18 protein-coding genes are annotated in these 19,350 nt (G+C 73.0%); 6 read left to right on the top strand and 12 right to left on the bottom strand.

Annotation, left to right across the window (positions count from 1 at the left end; all coding sequences use genetic code 11):
- Positions 1-1,230: an N-acylneuraminate cytidylyltransferase gene (locus ACFC8N_RS29525; RefSeq protein WP_356030230.1), complete on the bottom strand. Its 1,230-nt coding sequence runs from the start codon at positions 1,228-1,230 to the stop codon at positions 1-3.
- Positions 1,231-1,247: 17 nt separating this feature from the next.
- A complete protein-coding gene (locus ACFC8N_RS29520) occupies positions 1,248-2,570 on the bottom strand; it encodes a DUF6716 putative glycosyltransferase (protein WP_362818276.1) in 1,323 nt (440 codons plus the stop codon).
- Positions 2,571-2,768: 198 nt separating this feature from the next.
- On the opposite strand from ACFC8N_RS29520, the gene ACFC8N_RS29515 reads away from it, so the two are divergent.
- The 3 genes from ACFC8N_RS29515 (at position 2,769) to ACFC8N_RS29505 (ending at position 6,332) form a co-directional block, all read left to right on the top strand.
- Entirely contained in the window at positions 2,769-3,746 is a 978-nt protein-coding gene (locus tag ACFC8N_RS29515) for a glycosyltransferase family 2 protein (RefSeq protein WP_356030227.1), read from the top strand.
- Positions 3,743-5,086 (top strand): polysialyltransferase family glycosyltransferase, encoded by a 1,344-nt coding sequence (locus tag ACFC8N_RS29510; protein WP_356030225.1) that lies wholly within the window; start codon positions 3,743-3,745, stop codon positions 5,084-5,086. The genes ACFC8N_RS29515 and ACFC8N_RS29510 overlap by 4 nt, the downstream gene beginning before the upstream one ends.
- A gap of 85 nt (positions 5,087-5,171) precedes the next feature.
- Positions 5,172-6,332, top strand: coding sequence for an acyltransferase (locus ACFC8N_RS29505; protein ID WP_362818274.1), 1,161 nt, complete (start codon positions 5,172-5,174; stop codon positions 6,330-6,332).
- On the opposite strand, the gene ACFC8N_RS29500 is transcribed toward ACFC8N_RS29505, so the two are convergent.
- Entirely contained in the window at positions 6,325-6,984 is a 660-nt protein-coding gene (locus ACFC8N_RS29500) for a TetR/AcrR family transcriptional regulator C-terminal domain-containing protein (RefSeq protein ID WP_362818273.1), read from the bottom strand. The two genes, ACFC8N_RS29505 and ACFC8N_RS29500, sit on opposite strands and share 8 nt — an antisense overlap.
- A gap of 74 nt (positions 6,985-7,058) precedes the next feature.
- Here ACFC8N_RS29500 and ACFC8N_RS29495 point away from each other — a divergent pair, with 74 nt between their 5' ends.
- The gene (locus ACFC8N_RS29495) at positions 7,059-8,438 is read left to right on the top strand and encodes an FAD-dependent monooxygenase (RefSeq protein ID WP_376291277.1); all 1,380 of its coding nucleotides are present in this window, start codon (positions 7,059-7,061) and stop codon (positions 8,436-8,438) included.
- Positions 8,439-8,468: 30 nt separating this feature from the next.
- Here ACFC8N_RS29495 and leuE read toward each other — a convergent pair whose 3' ends face one another.
- Positions 8,469-9,119: a leucine efflux protein LeuE gene (gene leuE, locus ACFC8N_RS29490; protein ID WP_356030220.1), complete on the bottom strand. Its 651-nt coding sequence runs from the start codon at positions 9,117-9,119 to the stop codon at positions 8,469-8,471.
- Between the two features lie 48 nt (positions 9,120-9,167).
- The gene (locus ACFC8N_RS29485) at positions 9,168-10,763 is read right to left on the bottom strand and encodes a methylmalonyl-CoA mutase family protein (RefSeq protein ID WP_356030218.1); all 1,596 of its coding nucleotides are present in this window, start codon (positions 10,761-10,763) and stop codon (positions 9,168-9,170) included.
- Positions 10,764-10,847: 84 nt separating this feature from the next.
- Between ACFC8N_RS29485 and ACFC8N_RS29480 the strand changes: the two genes are divergently transcribed.
- The gene (locus ACFC8N_RS29480; RefSeq protein ID WP_356030216.1) at positions 10,848-11,687 is read left to right on the top strand and encodes a L,D-transpeptidase family protein; all 840 of its coding nucleotides are present in this window, start codon (positions 10,848-10,850) and stop codon (positions 11,685-11,687) included.
- 225 nt (positions 11,688-11,912) lie between these two features.
- Here ACFC8N_RS29480 and ACFC8N_RS29475 read toward each other — a convergent pair whose 3' ends face one another.
- The 7 genes from ACFC8N_RS29475 to ACFC8N_RS29445 all read right to left on the bottom strand — a co-directional run bounded on the left by ACFC8N_RS29475 (position 11,913) and on the right by ACFC8N_RS29445 (position 18,478).
- Entirely contained in the window at positions 11,913-12,980 is a 1,068-nt protein-coding gene (locus ACFC8N_RS29475) for a hypothetical protein (RefSeq protein ID WP_376291146.1), read from the bottom strand.
- Positions 12,980-13,642: an RNA polymerase sigma factor gene (locus ACFC8N_RS29470; RefSeq protein ID WP_356030214.1), complete on the bottom strand. Its 663-nt coding sequence runs from the start codon at positions 13,640-13,642 to the stop codon at positions 12,980-12,982. Before ACFC8N_RS29470 ends, ACFC8N_RS29475 begins: the two co-directional genes overlap by 1 nt.
- Positions 13,643-13,938: 296 nt before the next feature.
- Complete coding sequence (locus tag ACFC8N_RS29465) at positions 13,939-14,712, bottom strand: hypothetical protein (RefSeq protein ID WP_376291142.1); 774 nt, start codon at positions 14,710-14,712, stop codon at positions 13,939-13,941.
- A gap of 180 nt (positions 14,713-14,892) precedes the next feature.
- Positions 14,893-15,501 (bottom strand): RNA polymerase sigma factor, encoded by a 609-nt coding sequence (locus ACFC8N_RS29460; protein WP_356030210.1) that lies wholly within the window; start codon positions 15,499-15,501, stop codon positions 14,893-14,895.
- Between the two features lie 139 nt (positions 15,502-15,640).
- Positions 15,641-16,027, bottom strand: a complete 387-nt coding sequence (locus ACFC8N_RS29455) for a hypothetical protein (RefSeq protein ID WP_356030208.1) — start codon at positions 16,025-16,027, stop codon at positions 15,641-15,643.
- A 157-nt stretch (positions 16,028-16,184) separates the two neighbouring features.
- Positions 16,185-16,742, bottom strand: a complete 558-nt coding sequence (locus tag ACFC8N_RS29450) for a hypothetical protein (protein ID WP_376291140.1) — start codon at positions 16,740-16,742, stop codon at positions 16,185-16,187.
- 107 nt (positions 16,743-16,849) lie between these two features.
- Complete coding sequence (locus tag ACFC8N_RS29445; RefSeq protein WP_376291138.1) at positions 16,850-18,478, bottom strand: glycoside hydrolase family 20 protein; 1,629 nt, start codon at positions 18,476-18,478, stop codon at positions 16,850-16,852.
- A 153-nt stretch (positions 18,479-18,631) separates the two neighbouring features.
- Between ACFC8N_RS29445 and ACFC8N_RS29440 the strand changes: the two genes are divergently transcribed.
- The gene (locus ACFC8N_RS29440; RefSeq protein WP_356030204.1) at positions 18,632-19,204 is read left to right on the top strand and encodes a 2-oxo-4-hydroxy-4-carboxy-5-ureidoimidazoline decarboxylase; all 573 of its coding nucleotides are present in this window, start codon (positions 18,632-18,634) and stop codon (positions 19,202-19,204) included.
- The last annotated feature ends 146 nt before the right edge of the window (positions 19,205-19,350 follow it).

Raw genomic sequence — 19,350 nt, 5'->3', positions numbered from 1 at the left:
TTACTTGGGGAGGGAATCGAGAGAGGGGCCGAGGATCCAGCTGGCGATCTCTCGGATCGCGCCGTCACCGCCGGGGAGGGTGGTGACCGCGCGTGCGGCGCCGCGTACGACGTCGTGGGCGCTCGCGACCGCCACGGGCCAGCCGACGAGGGCGAAGCACGGGAGGTCGTTGACGTCGTTGCCGACGTAGAGCACGCGCTCCGGCGCGATGCCCTGCTCCTCGCACCACTGCTTCAGCGCGAGGTCCTTGCGGTCGATGCCGTGCAGCACCGGGAGCTTGAGCTTCCGGGCGCGGGCGGCGACCACAGGGTTCTGTTCCGTGGACAGGATGAGCATCTTCAGGCCGCTCTTGCGCAGGGCCGCGATGCCGAGTCCGTCGCCGCGGTGCACGGAGACGAACTCCCGTCCGTCGGAGTCGATCAGCACCCGGTCGTCGGTCTGGGTGCCGTCGAAGTCCAGTACGACCGCGTCGACGTCCTCGGCGGTCGGCAGCGAACCGGGGCGGTCCGCGTCGAAGAGGGGGGCCAGCGCGCGGGCGCGGGCCAGGTCGTGCGGGTCGTCGATCTCCAGCACGCGCGCGGGGTCCGTGCGGACGAGTTCCGTACGGCCGAAGAAGCGGTGCTGGTGCTTGCGGAAGCCGGCCGCGTCCATCGCGTAGGCGGCGCCGGTCTCCAGGAAGTCCTGGGGGCGGTCCTGGCGGCGGGGGCGGAAGGACTTGTCGTGGTTGACGCCCACGCCGCCCTCGGCCTCCGCGTCGGCCTCGCGCCAGACGAAGCCGTGGAAGGGGGCCACGGTGACCGCCGTGTCCGCGCCGTTCTCCACGACCGCGCCGGCCACCCCGTCGATGTCCTCGCGGACGATGAACGGACTGGTGCACTGCACGAGCAGGACCGCGTCGACCGCCGCGCCGTGCAGCGCCTCGTGGGCGTCCATGGCGTGCAGGACGGCGGCCTCGGAGGTGGCCGTGTCCCCGGCGATGGCGGCGGGCCGCAGCACGACCTCGGCGCCGGCCTGCCGGGCGGCGGCCGCGATGGCCTGGTCGTCGGTGGACACGACGACGTCGGTCACCAGCCGGGTCGCCCGGCACTCGCGCACCGCGCGCGCCACCAGCGGCACACCGCCGACGGGGGCCAGGTTCTTGGCGGGCACGCCCTTGGAGCCGCCGCGCGCGGGGATCACCGCGAGCACCCGGCGCAGCGTCGCGCCCGGTCCCGCCTCGGGGTTGGACATGGAGTCTCCTTGGAAGGTCACAGCTCCCCCATCCGCCGGATCACGGGGGCCACGCGCTGCACGCCGTGGCGGTAGGCCCCGCGCGCGGCGCGGCGCACGATCTGGCGCACCGGGCCGGGTTCCTTGTCGGCGGCGGGCGCGCCGGGCAACGGGGCGCCGTCGGGGCCGAGGTGGTGGCGGGCGAGGATGCCGGGCAGGTATCCGGGCGCCGTCTCGGGTGTGTAGTAGGGGTTCAGCGGGGGCAGCCCGCCGGGCCGCTCCAGCAGCCCGGCGATGCGCTCGCGCGCGGTGTCGAAGGCCGTCTCGTACGAGCCGTCGACACCGACGCCCTGCCGGGCCACCCACTCCTCGTCCGCCGTCGGCCGGTGCCCGGCGTCGAGCTGGTCCCAGGAGGCGAGGCACCCGGAGCCGGTGAAGTGGTGGTTGCCGAGCACCTCGCGCACGCCCAGGTCGGTGAGGACGACCGTGGGGACACGCCGGTGCAGGGCCTCCAGGGCGGCCGTGGAGCTGACGGTGACCAGCAGGTCGGTGCGGTCCAGCACCTCGCCCATGTGCCCGTACACCAGCCGGAAGTTGGCGGGCACGGACATGCCCTGGACCAGCTTCTGGTACGGCAACTCCTCGATGTGGGTGGTGTGTTCACCCGGCTTGGAGCGCAGCTTCAGCAGCACCTCGCGCTCGGGGTGCCTGCGGGCGTGCTCGATGAGCCGGTTCAGCAGGTACGTACGGTCCTTGCGGCTGTCCGGGACGGACGGCTGGGCCGCGAACACCACGGTGTACGGCTCGTGTTCACCGGTGTACGGCGCCCCGCCGAGGAAGGGCAGGGCGACCTCGGTGACCGCGGAGGCGTCCGCGCCCACGCCCTCGTACACGGCCCGGAACCGGTCCGCGTCGTGCCGGGAGTTGGCGAGGACGAGGTCGGCGCCGTGCCGCAGCAGCAGGCCGTCGGCGAGCTTCTCGTAGACGACGCCGACGTAACCGGTGACGACCACCGGGCGCTCGCCCGAGCCCCAGGCGCCCCGCAGTCCGTGCAGCATCGCCTGGACACCGCCGCCGACCAGCGCGAGGACGAGGAGGTCGTAGGGCTCCCCGGTCGTCGAGTCGGTCATGGCGCGCAGGAACTCGACGCCGGTGACCTCGCGGAGCGAGTCCGCCCGGACGCCCACTTCCCTCAGCTGGCGGGCCGTGGGGGTGGCGCGCCCCCGCAGGAGGTAGCCGTCGAGCCGGATCTCGGAGTCGGTGGGGGCGAGGCGCTGCGCGGTGAGCGCGCCCCACTTCCACCGGGTGTCGGAATCGGCGAGGACGGCGACCCGCAGGGACTTCGTAGCTCTTGCTGGCACGCCGAAGACGCTAGGAAGCGATTCCGTTGTGCGGCCCAACCCGAATGCAACAAACGGTTAACAGCACATCGCCGAATGGCGAATCGGGCCGTCAACTCGCCGGAAAAAAGCCCGGTTCACAGCTTCGCCACGTGTCGTTCACCCAGCATCAAGCAAGGCGTCAAGACGAATCACGGGCTTCCCCCTAACGTCCCTGACGTGGTCAAGCTCTCCGTCATCGTGCCGTTCTACAACGTGCAGCAATACGCTCCCGACACCCTCAGGAGTCTGAAGGCGAATGCCCGGGACGACTTTGAGTTCATTCTCGTGGACGACTGTTCCCGCGACGGGACACCGGACATTCTCGCGCGCGCGGAGCGCGAGCTGCCCGGGGCGGTCCATGTCCGGCACGAGCAGAACGGGGGGCTGGCGACCGCGCGCAACACCGGGATCGACCGGGCGCGCGGTGAGTACCTGACGTTCCTGGACGGCGACGACTGGCTCGCCCCCGGCTACTTCCCCCAACTGGTCGCCGCCATAGACGAGTTGGGCTGCGACTTCATCCGTACCGACCATGTGCAGTGCACCGCGCGCTCGCGCCAGGTGCACCGGGTGCCGGTCGGCCGGCGGGGCGTGGTGACGAGCCCGCGCGAGGCGATCCTGCCCGCCGACCGCTCGACGTCCGTCGACTACGCGTACGCGTGGGCCGGCATCTACCACCGGCGGCTCGTGGACAAGGGCCTGCTGCACTTCACCGACGGGCTGCGCACGGCCGAGGACCGGCCGTGGATCTGGAAGCTGCACCGGGAGGCGGAATCCTTCGCCGCGGTGAGCATGCTCGGTGTGTTCTACCGGCGCGGGGTCGCCTCGTCGCTCACCCAGATCGGCGATGTCCGGCAGCTGGATTTCATTCGCGCGTTCGACCAGGTCGTCGCGGAAACCGCCGAGGATCCGCAGGCCGATGAACTGCTGCCGAAGGCCGTCCGTACCTATTGCGCCATCATTTCCCATCATCTGGGATCCATCGAAAGGTTCGAGCCCGCGGTGGCGAAAAAGCTGAAATCCATGAGTGCCGCGGCCCTGCGGCGCATGCCGCAGGACGTGCTGGACGACGCGCTGGACTCCATGGACTTCCAGCGCGCCTCCAAGCTGCGCCGGCTGCGCCGCCGTCCCGCCCCCGCGGGGGCCGCCGCGTGACGACCCAGATCTTCCAGGCGTCGACGCTGTACGGCACGGCCACGCTCGCCGCCGCCCTGGACTCCGGCTGCTTCGGCCCGGCCGACCGGCGGATCCTGCTGGTCTGCAACAACTCCACCACCCCGGAGACGACGCCCGCCCTGGACGAGGCACCCGGCTTCGAGAAGCTGCGCGACCGCTTCGACGAGGTGATCTCGTACAACGAGACGATCTTCCCGTTCCACCCGGGCGGCTGGGCCCCGCGGGTGGACGACATGCCGCTGTGGGAACGCTTCCTGCGCCACGAGTGGCGGCTGGGCGAGGACGACGTCGAGCTGGCCGTCGAGTCGATCCAGGTCAACCCGTCGCTGGCGCTCGGCCAGATCTTCACCGGCGCCCCCGTGACGGTCTACGCCGACGGCCTGATGAGCTACGGCCCCACCCGCAACAAGATCGACCCGCTGGTCGGCACCCGGGTGGACCGGGTGCTGCACCTGGACCTCGTCCCCGGCCTGAAGCCGCTGCTGCTCACCGAGTTCGGCGTCGAGGGCGAGATCGTGCCGACGGCCGCCTTCACCAAGGTGCTCGCCGGCCTCGGGCCCGTGAACCCCGAGGACGCGGAACTGCCGGACGTCGAGGAGCCGGCGCTGCTGCTCGGCCAGTACCTCTCGGCGCTGGAGATCCTCACCGCCGAGCAGGAGGACCAGCTGCACGTGCGGATGCTGCGGGGCGCGGCCGCGCTCGGGCACACCAAGGTGGTGTTCAAGCCGCACCCGTCCGCACCGGCGAGCTTCACCCGCTCGCTGGAGCAGGAGGCGCGGAAGCTGAAGGTCGAGCTGACCGTGCTCGACACCCCGGTCCTCGCCGAGGTGCTGTACCAGCGGATGCGTCCCGCGCTGGTCGTCGGCTGCTTCTCCACCGCCCTGCTCACGGCCCAGGCGCTCTACGGCCTGCCGGTCGCCCGGATCGGCACCGAGCTGCTGCTGGAGCAGGTCACGCCGTACGAGAACAGCAACCGGATCCCGGTCACCATCGTCGACGCGCTGCTGCCCGCGCTGGGCGACAGGGCGGCCGTCGAGGAGCAGCGCCGGGGCATGGACGTCGAGGAACTCGGTGCGCTGGTGCGGGCGGTGGGCTTCGCGATGCAGCCGAAGATCCTGCCGGGGCTGCGGCCCGAGGTCGAGGGCTGGCTGACGCGGAACCAGAACCCGCGGACCCTGCGCTACTTCAAGCGCCGACGGCTGACCTCCCTGGCCCTGCCCGGCGGGGTGCCGGCCCAACTGGCCTTCATCCCCCGCAACGCCACGGTGCGCCGGGTGGCCCGCAAGGCCCGCAGCCTGCGCCGGGGCGCGCGCAACTGAACCGGGCCGCGGGTCAGGGGCGCGCGAGCGGCCGGGCCCGGCGACGGCAGAACTGTGAAGACCATCCAGGAAGGACATGACCTCCATGGCAGCGTCACCGTCACCCCCCGGCCTCGCCGCCGCGCCCGGCCCGTTGATACCCCGCCCGGCCGCCGCACCGTCCGCCGCCGGTGGCGGACGCGCGAGCCGCCTCATGGCCCTGGACGGTCTGCGGCTCGTGGCCGCGCTGATGGTCTGCCTCTACCACTACACCGGGCGCGGCGGCACGGTCTCCGCGTCCTGGCACGGCAGCCCGGCGCACCTCTTCCCGACCCTGTCCCGGGCGGCCGTCTACGGCAACTTCGGGGTGCAGTTCTTCTTCGTCATCAGCGGCTTCGTGATCTGCATGAGCAGCTGGGGCCGTACGCTCGGCGACTTCTTCCGCTCCCGCGTGTCGCGCCTGTACCCGGCCTACTGGGTGGCGCTGTTCCTGGTCACCGGGGCGTCGCTCGCCATGCCCGTCGTCGTCCACGCGGTCCGGCTGGACGAGTTCCTGGTCAACCTGACGATGCTCCAGCAGCCGATGGGCGCGAAGCGGGTCCTCGGCGTGTGCTGGACGCTCTGGGTCGAACTGCGCTTCTACGTGCTGTTCGCGCTGCTCGTCGTGGTGCGCGGGGTGACCCGGCGCCGGGTGGTGCTGTTCGCCTGTGTGTGGACGCTGGCGGCGGTGCTGTGCCACAGCTCCGGGAACGAGCTGCTGAACCAGGTGATCATGCCCGAGTACGCCCCCTTCTTCATCGGCGGCCTGGCGCTGTACCTGATCCACCGCTTCGGCAGCGACCTGCTCTCGTGGGGCATCGTCGCGATGTCCTGGCTGCTGGCCCAGCGGGAGGCCACCACCGGCCTGTGGGGCCACCACCCGCACCGTGATCCGTACGTCGTCATCCTGATCGTCACCATCGCCTTCGCGGCCGTCGCCGTCGTGGCGCTCGGCTGGGCGAGCTGGGCCAGGTGGCGCTGGCTGGTCACGGCGGGCGCGCTGACGTACCCGTTCTACCTGGTCCACGAGCACCTGGGCTGGTTCGTCATCCGGGTGCTGCACCGGAGCCTGGGCCTCGGCCCGTGGCCGACGCTCGTGGTGACCGTGCTGGGCATGCTGGCGCTGGCGTGGCTGATCCACCGGTTCGTGGAGAAGCCGTTCGGGCCCCGGTTGAAGCGGGCCCTCAAGACGGCGGGCACCGGTGTCCCGGAGCGGGCGGTCAGCTGACTCCGTACCGCGCCCCGATCCCCGCGACGACGACCGCCAGTCCTTCCTCGAACTGGCGGTCGTAGTCGTCGAAGAGCAGCTCGCCGGCCGCCGCCGCGAGCGGGAAGTCCGCGAGCCGCCGGGCCCGTTCCCCGACGTCGTACCCCTCCCGGCGCTCGCCCGGCAGGGGCCGCACGCCCTGTTCCTCGGTGACGAAGCCGATCGTGTACGCGTTCGCCGTCCGGCCCGCGTCGACCGCCTGGGCGAGGGTGAACCCGGCGTCCGTCAGCAGCCGCAGGTTCGCCTCCAGGGCGGGGGCGTGCTCGGTGCCCGTGAAGCGTGAGCCGCTGTAGACCTTGGCGCCGTCGCGATAGCCGAGCAGCGCGCCGCGCAGCCCCCGGCCCGTCTTCAGCAGCCGCTCCTGCCAGCTGTCGTCCGGATCGAGCGGCGTGGCGGCGACCATCCGCCGGTACATCTCCGTCGCCATCTCGTCCAGCAGCGCCTGCTTGTCCTTGAAGTGCCAGTACAGGGCGGGCGCCTTGACGTCCAGTTCATGGGCGATGGCGCGCACGGTCAGGCCGTCCAGTCCCGCCTCGTTCAGCAGCCGCAGGGCGGTGTCGGCGACGCGGCGGCGGTCCAGGGGGGCGCGGGGTGTGCGTTTCTCGGGGCTCACACTTGACAGCTTAACAGCGTTAAGGGCACCCTCATGGGCGACGGCACTTAACGCCGTTAAGGAGACGAAGGAGCATCGCGATGGACGTTCTGATCGTGGGCGCGGGTCCGACCGGTCTCGCCCTCGGCGCCGACCTGGCCCGGCGCGGAGTGGAGGCGCTCGTGGTGGAGCGGGCCGACGGCCTGTTCCCCGGCTCGCGCGGCAAGGGGATCCAGCCCCGCACCCAGGAGGTCTTCGACGACCTGGGCGTACTGGCCCAGATCCGCGCGGCGGGCGGACCGTACCCGGACCGGATGATCTGGAAGGACGGCGAGCGCGTCGGCGGGGAGCCGATGTTCGACACGGTCGCGCCAGACGAGGGCGCGCCGTACACCGAGCCGCTGATGGTCGCGCAGTGGCGCACGCAGGAGGTGCTGTACGCGCGCCTGCTGGAGCTGGGCGGCCGGGTCGCCTTCGGGTGCGAGGTGACGGGCGTCGCGCAGGACGCGGACGGGGCGGCCGTGGAGCTCGCCGACGGTACGGCGCTGCGCGCGCGGTACGCCGTCGCGGCCGACGGCGGACGCTCGGTGATCCGGCGGGCGCTCGGGATCGGCATGGCCGGCGAGAGCGTGGACCCGGCGCCGTTCATGGTGGCGGACGTCCGGGTACGGGGCCTGGACCGCGTGCACTGGCACACGTTCCCGAAGGACGACGGCACGGTCGTGGGCCTGTGCCCGCTGGCCGGCACGGACGACTTCCAGCTCCAGGCCCGCCTCCCCGAGGGCACGGCCCCCGACCTGTCCCTGGACGGCATCCGCACGCTGGTCGCCGCGTACACGCACCTGGACCGCGCCGACGTGACGGAGCTGCGCTGGGCGTCCGACTTCCGCCCGCGCGCCGCCCTGGCGGACCGCTTCCGGGTGGGCCGGGTCCTGCTCGCGGGCGACGCGGCCCACGTCCACTCCCCGGCGGGCGGCCAGGGCCTGAACACCAGCGTCCAGGACGCCTACAACCTGGGCTGGAAACTGGGCGCGGTGCTGCGGGACGGCGCCCCGGACACCCTCCTCGACACCTATGAGGAGGAGCGCCGGGCGAACGCGGCGGCCATGCTGGACCTGTCGACCGGGGTGCACCGGGGCGAGGTGCGACGCGGGCGCGAGACGGTCCAACTCGGCCTGGGCTACCGGGAGTCGAGCCTCACCGAGGAGACCCGCGCGAACCCGGCCGGGGTGCGGGCCGGCGACCGCGCGCCCGACGGCACGGCGGGCGGCGTACGCCTCTTCGACGCGTTCCGGGGGCCGCACTGGACGCTGCTGGGCGCTCCCGACGGCACGGTCCCCGGGGTGCGCTCGCTCCCGGCGGCCCCGGAGTCGTACGGCCCGGGTGTCTTCCTGGTCCGCCCGGACGGCTACGTGGGCTGGGCGGGCGAGACCACGGACGGGCTCGCGGCCTATCTCTCCCGGGTCGGCCGCTGAGGAGCGCCGGTCCCCTGGGAGCTGCGAGGGCTACGAACTCGCCAGCGACAGCTTCACGGCGAAGCCGAGGAACAGCGCGCCGGCCGCCGACGTGGCCGTGGCCGACAGCCGCTTGCGGCGCCGGAACGCGGCGGCGAGCCGGGTGCCGCCGAATATCAGCGTGCTGAGGTACAGGAAGCTGGCCAGCTGGCCGAAGGCGCCGAGGATGGCGAAGGAGAGGGCCGGGTAGGCGTAGCCCGGGTCGACGAACTGCACGAAGAAGGCGACGAAGAACAGGATCGCCTTGGGGTTGAAGAGGCTCACGACGAGGGCCCGCCTGAAGGGCCGCTCCCCGGCGGCCCGCTCGGGCTCCGCCTGCGCCACGTCCTGCTCCCGCCGCGTCCGCCACAGCTGCCAGGCGGACCGCAGCATCCCCGTCGCCATCCAGGTCAGATACGCGGCGCCCGCGTACTTCACGATCCCGAACAGCACGGCGTCGGCCTTCAGCAGGGAGGCGACACCGGCCGCGGACAGCGTCATCAGCACGGTGTCCCCGCAGAACACGCCCGCGGCGGCGGTGTATCCGGCCCGCACGCCGCGGCGGGCGGCGACGGACAGCACGTACAGCGAGTTGGGACCGGGCAGCAGCACGATCAGGGCGAGGCCTGCCAGGTAGGTGGGGAGATCGATGACGCCGAACATGCGAATGAGTGTCGCACGGAGGTCTGACAATCCCCCCTGCCCGGCCGCTCAGAAGACGTCATGGGGTTCGTACCTCCCCCACACCTCCCGCAGCGCGTCGCACACCTCCCCGACCGTCGCCCGGGCCCGCAGCGCCTCCCGCATCGGATACAGCGCGTTGTCCTCGCCCCCGGCCGCCTTCTTCAGCGCGGCCAGCGCCGAGTCCACCGCCCGCCGGTCGCGCCGCGCCCGCAGCCGCTCCAGCCGCTCCGCCTGCCGGGCCTCGATCGCCGGGTCGACCCGCAGCGGCGCGTACGGCTCCTCCTCGTCCAGCCGGAAGCGGTTGACGCCCACGACCACCCGCTCGCCGGAGTCGGTCTCCTGGGCGATGCGGTACGCGTTCCGCTCGATCTCGGCCTTCTGGAAGCCCTGCTCGATGGCGGCCACCGCCCCGCCGAGATCCGCGACCCGGCGCATCAGGGCGAGGGCCGCCGCCTCGACGTCGTCCGTCATCCGCTCCACCGCGTACGACCCCGCGAACGGATCCACCGTCGCCGTCACGTCCGTCTCGTACGCCAGCACCTGCTGGGTGCGCAGCGCCAGCCGGGCGCTCTTGTCCGTCGGCAGCGCGATCGCCTCGTCGAAGGAGTTGGTGTGCAGCGACTGCGTGCCGCCGAGCACCGCGCCGAGGGCCTGGACGGCGACCCGGACGAGGTTCACCTCCGGCTGCTGCGCGGTCAGCTGGACCCCGGCGGTCTGGGTGTGGAAGCGCAGCATCAGCGACCTGGGGTTGCGCGCGCCGAACTCGTCCCTCATCACCCGCGCCCAGATCCTGCGCGCCGCACGGAACTTGGCGATCTCCTCCAGCAGCGTCGTACGGGCCACGAAGAAGAACGACAGCCGGGGCGCGAACGCGTCCACGTCCATGCCCGCCGCCACCGCCGTGCGGACGTACTCGATGCCGTCGGCGAGCGTGAACGCGATCTCCTGCACGGGCGAGGCGCCCGCCTCGGCCATGTGGTAGCCGGAGATCGAGATCGTGTTCCACCGGGGGATCTCGGCGGCGCAGTACCTGAAGATGTCCGCCGTCAGCCGCAGGGACGGCTTCGGCGGGAAGATGTACGTCCCGCGCGCGATGTACTCCTTCAGCACGTCGTTCTGGATCGTGCCGGTCAGCCGGTCCGCCGGGACGCCCTGCTCCTCCGCCACCAGCTGGTACAGGAGCAGCAGCAGGGCCGCCGGGGCGTTGATCGTCATCGACGTCGAGACCTGGTCCAGCGGGATGCCGTCGAACAGCGCCCGCATGTCCTCGACCGAGTCGACGGCCACGCCGACCTTGCCCACCTCGCCGTGCGCGAGCGGCGCGTCGGAGTCGTGGCCCATCTGGGTGGGCAGGTCGAAGGCGACGGACAGGCCGGTGGTGCCGTGCGCGATCAGCTGCCGGTAGCGGGCGTTGGACTCGGCGGCCGTGCCGAAGCCGGCGTACTGGCGCATCGTCCAGGGGCGGCCGGTGTACATGCTCGGATAGACCCCGCGCGTGAACGGGTACCCGCCCGGCTCGCCCAATTGCCTCGCCGGGTCCCAGCCGGTGAGGTCGGCCGGCCCGTAGACCGGCTCGATGGGCAGCCCGGACTCCGACTCGCGTGCCTCCGGCTCAGCTGCCATGAACGCCTCCGCCCGCCGTACGTTTTGTCCCCTCTCACCATGCCCCGTAGTTCGGCGGCGGTCACGCGGGGAAGCATCCCCGGCATGAGGATCAGGGGCATCAGGGGCCCGCTCGCCGCCGTACGCATCTCCTCCGCCGCTCTCGCCGCCCTCACCGCCCTCGTCGGCTGCACCGTGCAGCCGATGACCGGCGCCGACGGCAAACCCGTCCCGCCCGTGCGCGTCGGACCGCCGTCGGGCGGCGCTCCCCGCACCGCCCGGACGGCCCCGGCCCCGACCGCCGCACCGCCCTCCCCGGCACTGTGGTCGCCGGGCGACAGCGGGCCCGGCGTACGGGAACTCCAGGCCCGGCTGCGCCAGCTGGACTGGCTGTTCGACGGGCCGACGGGGTCGTACGACGATCTGACCGAGCGCGCCGTCGAGGGGTTCCAGGGCAGGCGCGGGCTGCCCCGGACCGGGCGGACGGACACCGTCACCTGGCAGCGGCTGGTGGCGATGACGCACCCGCCCGGCGAGTGGGAGCTGTACCTGATGGGCGGTCAGCCGGCCGGCCCGCCCGACCCGCGCTGTCTGACCGGGCGCGTGCTGTGCATCGACAAGACGACTCGGACGCTGCGCTGGATGGTCGACGGGCGGACGGTGTCGGCCATGTCGGTGCGCTTCGGCGCGCAGTACTCACCGACCCGCGAGGGCGTCTTCCACGTCTACTGGAAGGCGCGGACCTGGACCTCCACGCTCTACCACTCGCCGATGCCGTACGCGATGTTCTTCAGCGGCGGGCAGGCGGTGCACTACTCCTACGACTTCGCGGCGCGCGGCTACGCGGGCGGCTCGCACGGCTGCGTGAACGTCCGCGACGGGGCGGCGATCCAGGAGCTGTTCGCGCAGGTACGGGTGGGCGACAGGGTCGTCGTCCACTGGTGACGGACCCGTCGGCGACGGAGTGAAGGAGACGACGAAGGAGATAGGGCGCGGGCGGGACCGGGGGAACGTGTCCCGCCCGCGCCAGGTGCACGAGCCGTGGGTACGGGGGGAACCCCGGCTCAGTGCGACGGCCGATGACCAGTCGGCTCACTCTGTACTGCGTCGCAGGCTCCGGAAACGTCACACCCCGCGCCGAAAAAATTTCGTCGGTCACAAACGAGCAGGTCAGGAGCTTGACGGAGCGGAGTCGCCGTGGGATCCGCCGCCGTTGCCGCCCTGGCCGTGACCGCCTCCGTGACCGGGGCGGTCGCCGCCGTGGTCGCCGCCTCCCGGGTGACCGCCGCCGTCACCCTGCCCCTGGTCGTCACCGCCCTTGCCCTGGCCGCCGCCGTTCCCCTGGCCCTTGCCCTTGTCCTTGCCCAGGGGCTTTCCCTGGTCGCCGCCGTTGCCGCCGGACGCGGAGTCGAAGGCACCCAGGACCACCTTGCAGAAGCGGTCGATGTGCGAGGACCCGCCCGCCAGGTTCTCCAGCGTGCGCATCCGGCCGGAGTCCGGCGCCTTGCCGTCGCGGATGGCCCGGCAGGCCCCGGCGACGTCCTGCCAGCCGCCGCCCGGAACCCCGCTCGGGGCGCCCGCGGGTCCGCCGGGGCGCGGTCCGGTGCTCGCGCCCGGGGTGGCACCCGGGCTCGCGCCCGCGCCGCTCGGCACACCCGGACCCGGGCTCACCGGGGCGGACGGCGAGACCGAGGCGAGCGGTGAGGCGGAGCTCTGGTCGGCCGAGACGGAGGTGGCGGGGGCGGGCCGCTCGGTCCCGAACGTGGGCAGCACCCCGCTCCCGACGGCCATGGCGACCCCGCCGAGCATGCCCGCGCTCACTCCCGCGGCGAGCGCCAGGCGCGCGGGGCGGGCCCAACGGGGGCGACGGGGACGGCCGCCCGGGATTCCGGTACGGGCCGTGGGGGCCGGGCGGGCCGGGGCGCCGATGCGGATCAGACCGGCGTCGGAGGGCGAAGTGGGCGTGCCGGAGCGCTCGCCGGAGGCGTCCTCGGCGAGGGCGGCGGCGGTCCGCTCGGCCTCGGCGGCCTCGCGAGCCTTGCGGAACGCGGCCAGGGCGGCCTGTTCGCCGGGGAGTTCACCGGTGGCGGCAGCGCCCTGCGCGGACAGCGCGCCGAGCGCGCGGGAAAGTCGTTCGGCCTGGTCACGTGCGCGAGCGTCGACGACTTCCAGCGACTCACCGCGCAGCAGACGTTCCGCCGTCTCACGGTTCAGCCACTTGTCGTGCTCGTCGGCCATCACATGTCCTTCTGCGTCCGCGTACGCGTATGCGTCACAGTTGCGGACGACACCGCGCCGCGGCGCGGTTCTCGCTGGGGTGGGAGCGCGTCGAGGGCGCCCGCCGATTCCGGATCCTGGCCGAGCAGCTCCGCGAGCCGCTTCAGGCCTCGGTGCGCCGCGGTGCGTACGGCGCCGGCGCGTTTGCCGAGCGTCTCGGCGGCGGTCTTGGCGTCGAGGCCGACCACCACGCGCAGGACGACCGCCTCGGCCTGGTCCTGCGGGAGGCGCGCGATGAGGGAGAGGGTGCTGTCGGTGGCCAGCGCCTCGATGGCCTCGCCGGCCGTGTCGGACTCGGCGGCCCGGCCGGTCAGCTCCGTCTCGTCGCCGCCTATGGCGGGGCGCCGGCCGCGCATCCGTATGTGGTCCAGAGCGCGGTTGCGGGCGATCCGGGCGGCCCAGCCGCGGAACCTGTCGGCGTCTCCGCTGAACCGGTCCAGGTCGCGGGCGATCTGCAACCAGGCCTCCGACGCGACGTCTTCGGCGTCCGGATCCCCGACCAGCGTGCGGACGTAACCGAGCAGCCGCGGTTGCACGGCGCGGTACACCGTACGAAATGCGGTCTCGTCCCCGTCCTGTGCCGCACGCACCGCGGCGGTCAGCTCCGCGTCGTCCCCCAGCACGTGACTCCCTTTACGCCTGTTTCCTGGTCCGGCGCGAAAGGCACGTTACGGCGTCAAAGCGGTCCTCGTCCATGTCCGTCGACGAGTCTGTAGACGATGCAACTAACTCGTGACCAGGTGCGGGAGTGCGCAGGGTGAGCATCCGCGGGATCGGGGTGTGACAGAAAACGCACGCATGGCGCTGTAGGAAGTACGGGCCGCGCGCGGCCCGTCCGCGCGACGGCCGGGGCCTCTCCTGTGGGGGGTGGCGGCCCCGGCCGTTGCCCCGGCGGACCGCTGTTCCTTCTCCCGAGCCGTTACTTCTTCTTGTGGGACGGCTTCGAATTCGCCGCAGAGCGGCCGGATTTACCACTTCCGTCCTTGACAGCAGGGCTTTGGGGCTTATCAGTGGACTTATCAATGGATTTACCGGTTTTGCCCCTGCTGTCGGTCTTCTGCTGCTGGGCGCAGTAGGCCGCGACATGGTCCCTGCCGCCCGCGGCCGTCAGCAGCCGCTGCCAGGCCGTGGCGTCGAGCGCCTTGCCCTCACCCTCGACCTGCTCGTACGCGCGGCAGTGCGCGAGGGTGTCCTTGGCGGTGTCCGGGCGGTCCGGGTGCGCGCCGGGGGCGGCGGACGACCCGGCGGACGCGCCGGCACCGGCCCGCCCCGGGGCGCTCGTCACCGGGTGCGCGGGGTGCCCGGCGCCGTGGTCGCCGCCCGACGAGGAGCCGACCGCGCCGATCGCCGCCACGGCGACGCCGCCCAGCGTGAGGCTCGCGGCGAACACCGAGAGCGTGGCCTTCACCGACAGCCGCGCACGCCACGGCTGCCGGGGCCGCCAGTCGTCCCGGCGCCGGGTCCGCGCCCGGTGCGGGCCGGCGTCCCGTGCCGCGCGGAACGCGCTCACCGCGTGCTGCTCGCCGTCGGGGGCGACGGGGCCGGTGCGCAGGACGTCCGCGAGGCTCGCCTCCAGCGCGGCGAGGCCGGCGCCGGGGACATCGGCGATGGACCGGGATCCGGGGGCGGCGTCCGCGCCGGGGTGTACGTGCCGACGGCCGGGCAGTCCGCCGCCGCTGTGCCGTTCACCCATGTCAGTTCCCGTCCCTGTCCGATCTGTCCGCCACAACTGCCGCACGCATGCCGTCCGCCTGGCCGGTCGCACGCCGCACGTCGCACGGGGCGCACGCGGCGTCCCGGCCCGGCCTTGTTCCATACGGCCCGTGGCCGCCGGCGTTCATCCGCGCGGTCGCGGGTGCCGGTCCGCCGTGGTTCATGTCGACTCCCCCAGCGTGCCGGCGCCGTCATCCGTCACACCCAGCTGGCGGGCGAGACGTTTCAGGCCCCGGTGCGCGGCCGTGCGCACGGCGCCGGGCCGCTTGCCGAGGACCCGCGCGGCGGCCGGTCCGTCCAGTCCGACGACGACGCGCAGCAGCACCGCCTCCGCCTGGTCGGGGGGCAGTGACCGGACCAGTTCGAGGGCGCGCTCGGTGGACAGGGACTCCAGCGCCTGGTCGTGGGTGCTGTGCGGTCCGGGCAGGTCCAGTACGTCCTGTTCGAGCGCGGTCGCCCGGGGCCGTACCCGCTGCCGGCGCAGATGGTCCAGGGCCCGGTGCCGGGCGATGGTGGCGCTCCAGCCGCGGAATCCGGCCCCGTCGCCCTTGAACCGGCGCAGGTCCCGGGCGACCTCCAGCCAGGCGTCGGAGGCCACGTCCTCCGCGTCGTCGCCGACCAGGCCGCGCAGATAGCCGAGCAGCCCGGGCTGGACGATGCGGTACGCGACCGCGAAGGCGGACTCGTCCCCCGCCTGGGCACGTGCGACGGCCTCGCCCAGCTCGGCGTCGTGCGCCTGCCGGCGCCGGCGTTCCCCTCCGTGACCCAAGAACCGTCCTCGTCCGTACCCAGCGAATGTGCGCGGTGCGATTCGGTGCGCTCCCGCCGCGCTCGTCCCCCCAGCCAGATCAGCGCCGGAGCTCACAGAAACGTCACAGTGCCGGGGCCTCCCGCACGTCGTGCGAACGTCACCGGACGGTGCTCGCGTCGCGGCACAGCAGACGCAGGGAGCCGTGGCCGCCGTAGGCGCGGCGGGCCTCGTCGATGGGGTCCCAGATCCGGCCGTCGGGGGTGCGCACCCAGTGCTCTCCGCCGGTCGCCCACCACTCGGCGCCCGTCTGGCGGACGATCACCTCGCCGGCGTAGGCGCCGAAGCCGCGCAGCGCGCTCTCGACAGCGGCGTACGGCGGGCTCTCGCGGCGGATCTCGTCGATCATGCGGTCCACCCGCCACAGGCTCTGCGCCGAGTAGTCGAGCCGCACCCGGGCGCCCTCGCGCGCCATCGCCACGGTGTCGGCCGCCCACCGCAGCGGCTTCGCCGCGGCATGCGGCCGGGTCTCCTGCTGTGCTGTCACGTCCTGGGCTGTCACATAGGGAAGAGCGACCCGGACGGGCGAAGCGTCACCGTGTTCCGGATCGATTCGCCAACCGTTTCAGGACCACCCCAGGTCCACCCCAGGTCCGCCGCAGGCCGATCACAGGACCGCCCGCCGGCGTACCTCCCCGGCGCCTTCACGGAGCACTGCGCGCCCGCCTCGACACCACCGCCCGCAGCACCCGGCGCCCCTCCACCGAGACGTCCAGGGCGCCGCGCAGTCCGTGGGTGCCGTGCTCGGCGAGGAGGTCCAGGACGGTGCGCTGGCGGCGCAGCTCCGCGGCGACCAGCGGCGGCAGGTCCTCCGTGTCTCCCGCGCGCCCGGAGTCGAGGACCTGGGCGCGCGGGGTGTCGTCGGCGGCGGGGTCCAGCAGCCGGTGGATCCGCAGCGAGGCGACCGAGCAGGCGTCGGCCCAGGGCCGTACCGCCGCGGCGGTGCGCACGGCCGGAGCCCCCTCCAGCATCCGCCGCGCCAGCCGCTCGGCCTCGTTCCCGGCCGGTTCGGCGGCGTCGACGCTGTGCCGGGCCCGCTCCAGGCTCGCGGCCCAGTCGGAGCCGTCGGCGAGGCTCGCCCACAGGGGCCGCAGCAGCTCGTCGTCGGCGCCGAGCAACGGCAGGCACCGATCCAAACAAGCCAACCCACTGGCGGCCAGCCCGCGTTCGTCGGCCTGCGCGATCTGCTCCACCAGGCTCATGAATGTCTCCCTCGACGCCAGGGCGCCGACCGGTACGGACCCCGTCCTTCCCCTTACTGCGTCGGGACTCCACCGGGTGTCACAGGGAGCTCACGCTCACCGCCCGTTCACCCCAGCGTGGCCGAAAGTCGCTGGAAGTCCGCCCAGGACAGGTCCGGCTTGCCCGGGTCCCACAGCTTCTGCACCGTCGCCCGCAACGGCAGCCGGATCCCGGCCGCGACCTGCGCCTCGGTCTGCGCGTTCGGGAAGTCGCACCACACGGCGAACGACCCGCCGAGGATCTGCCCGTCGTAGCGCGCCGGTACGGCGGACGTGCCGCGCAGCACCCTGGGGGTCCACTGCTCGTAGATGCGCCGCCCGGTCGGGTAGACGAAGGTCTGCGGCTGGCCGAGGACGTAGTAGAGGAACTCGTCGTTGTAGTTGACGACCTTCCGGCCCGCGCTCAGGTACTCCGCCGGCTGCCGGGCGCCCAGCTCCTTGCCGGTCCAGTAGGCGACCTGGAGGTCCCCCGCAGGCTGCACGGAGGTGTCCTTGAAGAAGCCGTCGTTCCAGACCCGGACGGTCCGGTCGTGGGCGCGGACGGTGTCGGCGCGGTCGGCCAGCCAGCCGGTGGTCAGGTCGGCGACGGTGCCGCCGGAGCCGTAGGCCCGGCGCGCGGCGGCCCCGAGCTGCGGGTACGAGACCTGCGGGTTCGTCACGGTCAGCGCCTGGTACTCGTCGCCGCCCAGGTTCCACCGGTTGCCGGTGAACAGGCCCGCGTACTCGTTCAGCAGATCGTCCACGATTTTCGCGGACGCGGGCTTGGAGATGTCGATCGCGCCTGTCGTCGGCACCCCGTTCGCGTTGCGCAGGCGCAGGTCGGGGTGGGCGGCGAGGACGGCGCCCAGATGCCCCGGCGAGTCGATCTCGGGCACGACGGTGAGGTGCCGGCTGTCCGCCAGCGCCACGATCTTCTGGACCTGCGCCCTGGTCAGATGGTCCGGGGAGACGATCTCGGGGTGACTGCCGGACTCGATCCGGAAGGCCTGGTCGTCGGAGAAGTGCAGCCCCAGCTCGTTGAACTTCAGGTCCCCCAGCTCGCGTATCCGGTCCTCGATCCAGGACTCGGAGAACGGCTTGCGCGCGATGTCGAGCATGAATCCGCGCACCTGCTTGGCAGGTTCGTCCCGCACGACCCCCTCCGGCGCCGTACCGCCGCCGTGGACCTCCTGCTTCAGCGTGCGGGTCCCGTAGAACACCCCCGCCGCGCCGGGTCCGCCGATGTCCACCCGCCCGTCGCGGACGGTCATCGTGTACGACTCCTGGTTCCCGTCCCCGCCGCCGAGCGCGAGCCGGACGTCCCCCGCCCGGACGTCGTCCTTGTCCTTCTGTCCCGCGTAGGCGATGCCCAGCTCCCCGGCGATGAGCCGCCCCGTGCCTGCCAGTGCGGCGTCGCCGATCACCACCCGGTCGCCCTTCTGCGGACTCCAGCCCGGACCGCGCGCCGCCGTGAAGGCGCGCACCGCGGGTATCGTCTCCGGCGCCCGGGACAGCGGGTAGGACCGGCTCGGCGTGGGGCTCGCGGCCGCCGCGCCGCCGGACGCCGACTGCGCCGCGCCTCCCGTCCCCCCGCCGCCCGACGAGGCCCACACACCGACCCCGACGCCGAGCGCGACGGTCCCGACGAACGCGGCCGCCACGACGGCCCGCTTGCGTATCACCTGCTGCGCCGAGTCACGGCGCCTGTGCTGGGTCACCGGGCCAACGTACGGGTGTTCCCGCGTTCACCCGTCATCTCCGCGTTCCGAAACACTTCCATACGAGTGAATTTCAGGCATCGCGAAGACACAGAGTGACCACTCTCGATAACCTGACGACACATCTTTCACAGCATCCCCTGCACACCACATGTGACGCGAGGACCCACGCTGCCCGCCCACCGCCTGCCGTCTCTCCCCAGGCCCCTCGACGCCTTCAACGCGGCCCCCACCGACGAGGCCCACGCCCTCCTCCTGCGCTGCCTGCACAGCCTGCGCTGGTCCCGCCGCATCGCGGACCACCGCCCCTACCCCGACCTGGACGCCCTCCTGGCCGCGGCGGACGAAGCGGCGTACGACCTGTCCCCGGGCGACCTGTCGGAGGCCCTGGCGGGCGAGTCGCTGCCCGAGCTCCCCGAGGGCACGTATTCGGCGGCCCACATGGCACTGAGCGCGGCACACGCGGCGTACGAGGCCCGATTCGGCCACACGTTCGTCATCTACCTGGGCGACGTCCACCCGGACGAGGCCCTCGACCGCGTCCTCGAAGCCATCCGATCACGATTGACAAACGATCCGGAGGAGGAGCGGGTGGTAGCCGCGGAGGAGCTCCGCCGCCTTGCAAGGAACCGGCTGGCAGTTTCCCTGGGGGGCGCGGGGCTGCATCCGTCAGCGGCTCCGCCGCGGGGCGCGGCCAGCCCCAACGCACCGGCAGTCGGCAGATAACCGGACACCCCACCCCAGTAGCCGCCCGGCCGATACCCCATCCGGTGCCAGTTTGATCACACCGGTAGGCCCCCCGTAAGCGCCACCGCACCGCATGGATACGATGCTGGGGGCCGGTGGACCGTACCCGGCCGGGCCCGACCGAC

Origin of the sequence: Streptomyces sp. NPDC055966 (genome assembly GCF_042269865.1) — a bacterium.
Lineage (GTDB): Bacteria > Actinomycetota > Actinomycetes > Streptomycetales > Streptomycetaceae > Streptomyces.
The sequence above is the reverse complement of the archived record's forward strand: the minus strand, read 5'-3'. Positions and strand labels throughout refer to the sequence as shown.

Bases quoted from the DNA above. Each gene is read 5' to 3' on its own strand.
- ACFC8N_RS29525 (WP_356030230.1), bottom strand. From the start codon at position 1,230: ATGTCCAACCCCGAGGCGGGACCGGGCGCGACGCTGCGCCGGGTGCTC.
- ACFC8N_RS29505 (WP_362818274.1), top strand. From the start codon at position 5,172: ATGGCAGCGTCACCGTCACCCCCCGGCCTCGCCGCCGCGCCCGGCCCG.
- leuE (WP_356030220.1), bottom strand. From the start codon at position 9,119: ATGTTCGGCGTCATCGATCTCCCCACCTACCTGGCAGGCCTCGCCCTG.
- ACFC8N_RS29485 (WP_356030218.1), bottom strand. From the start codon at position 10,763: ATGGCAGCTGAGCCGGAGGCACGCGAGTCGGAGTCCGGGCTGCCCATC.
- ACFC8N_RS29480 (WP_356030216.1), top strand. From the start codon at position 10,848: ATGAGGATCAGGGGCATCAGGGGCCCGCTCGCCGCCGTACGCATCTCC.
- ACFC8N_RS29475 (WP_376291146.1), bottom strand. From the start codon at position 12,980: ATGGCCGACGAGCACGACAAGTGGCTGAACCGTGAGACGGCGGAACGT.
- ACFC8N_RS29465 (WP_376291142.1), bottom strand. From the start codon at position 14,712: ATGGGTGAACGGCACAGCGGCGGCGGACTGCCCGGCCGTCGGCACGTA.
- ACFC8N_RS29450 (WP_376291140.1), bottom strand. From the start codon at position 16,742: ATGAGCCTGGTGGAGCAGATCGCGCAGGCCGACGAACGCGGGCTGGCC.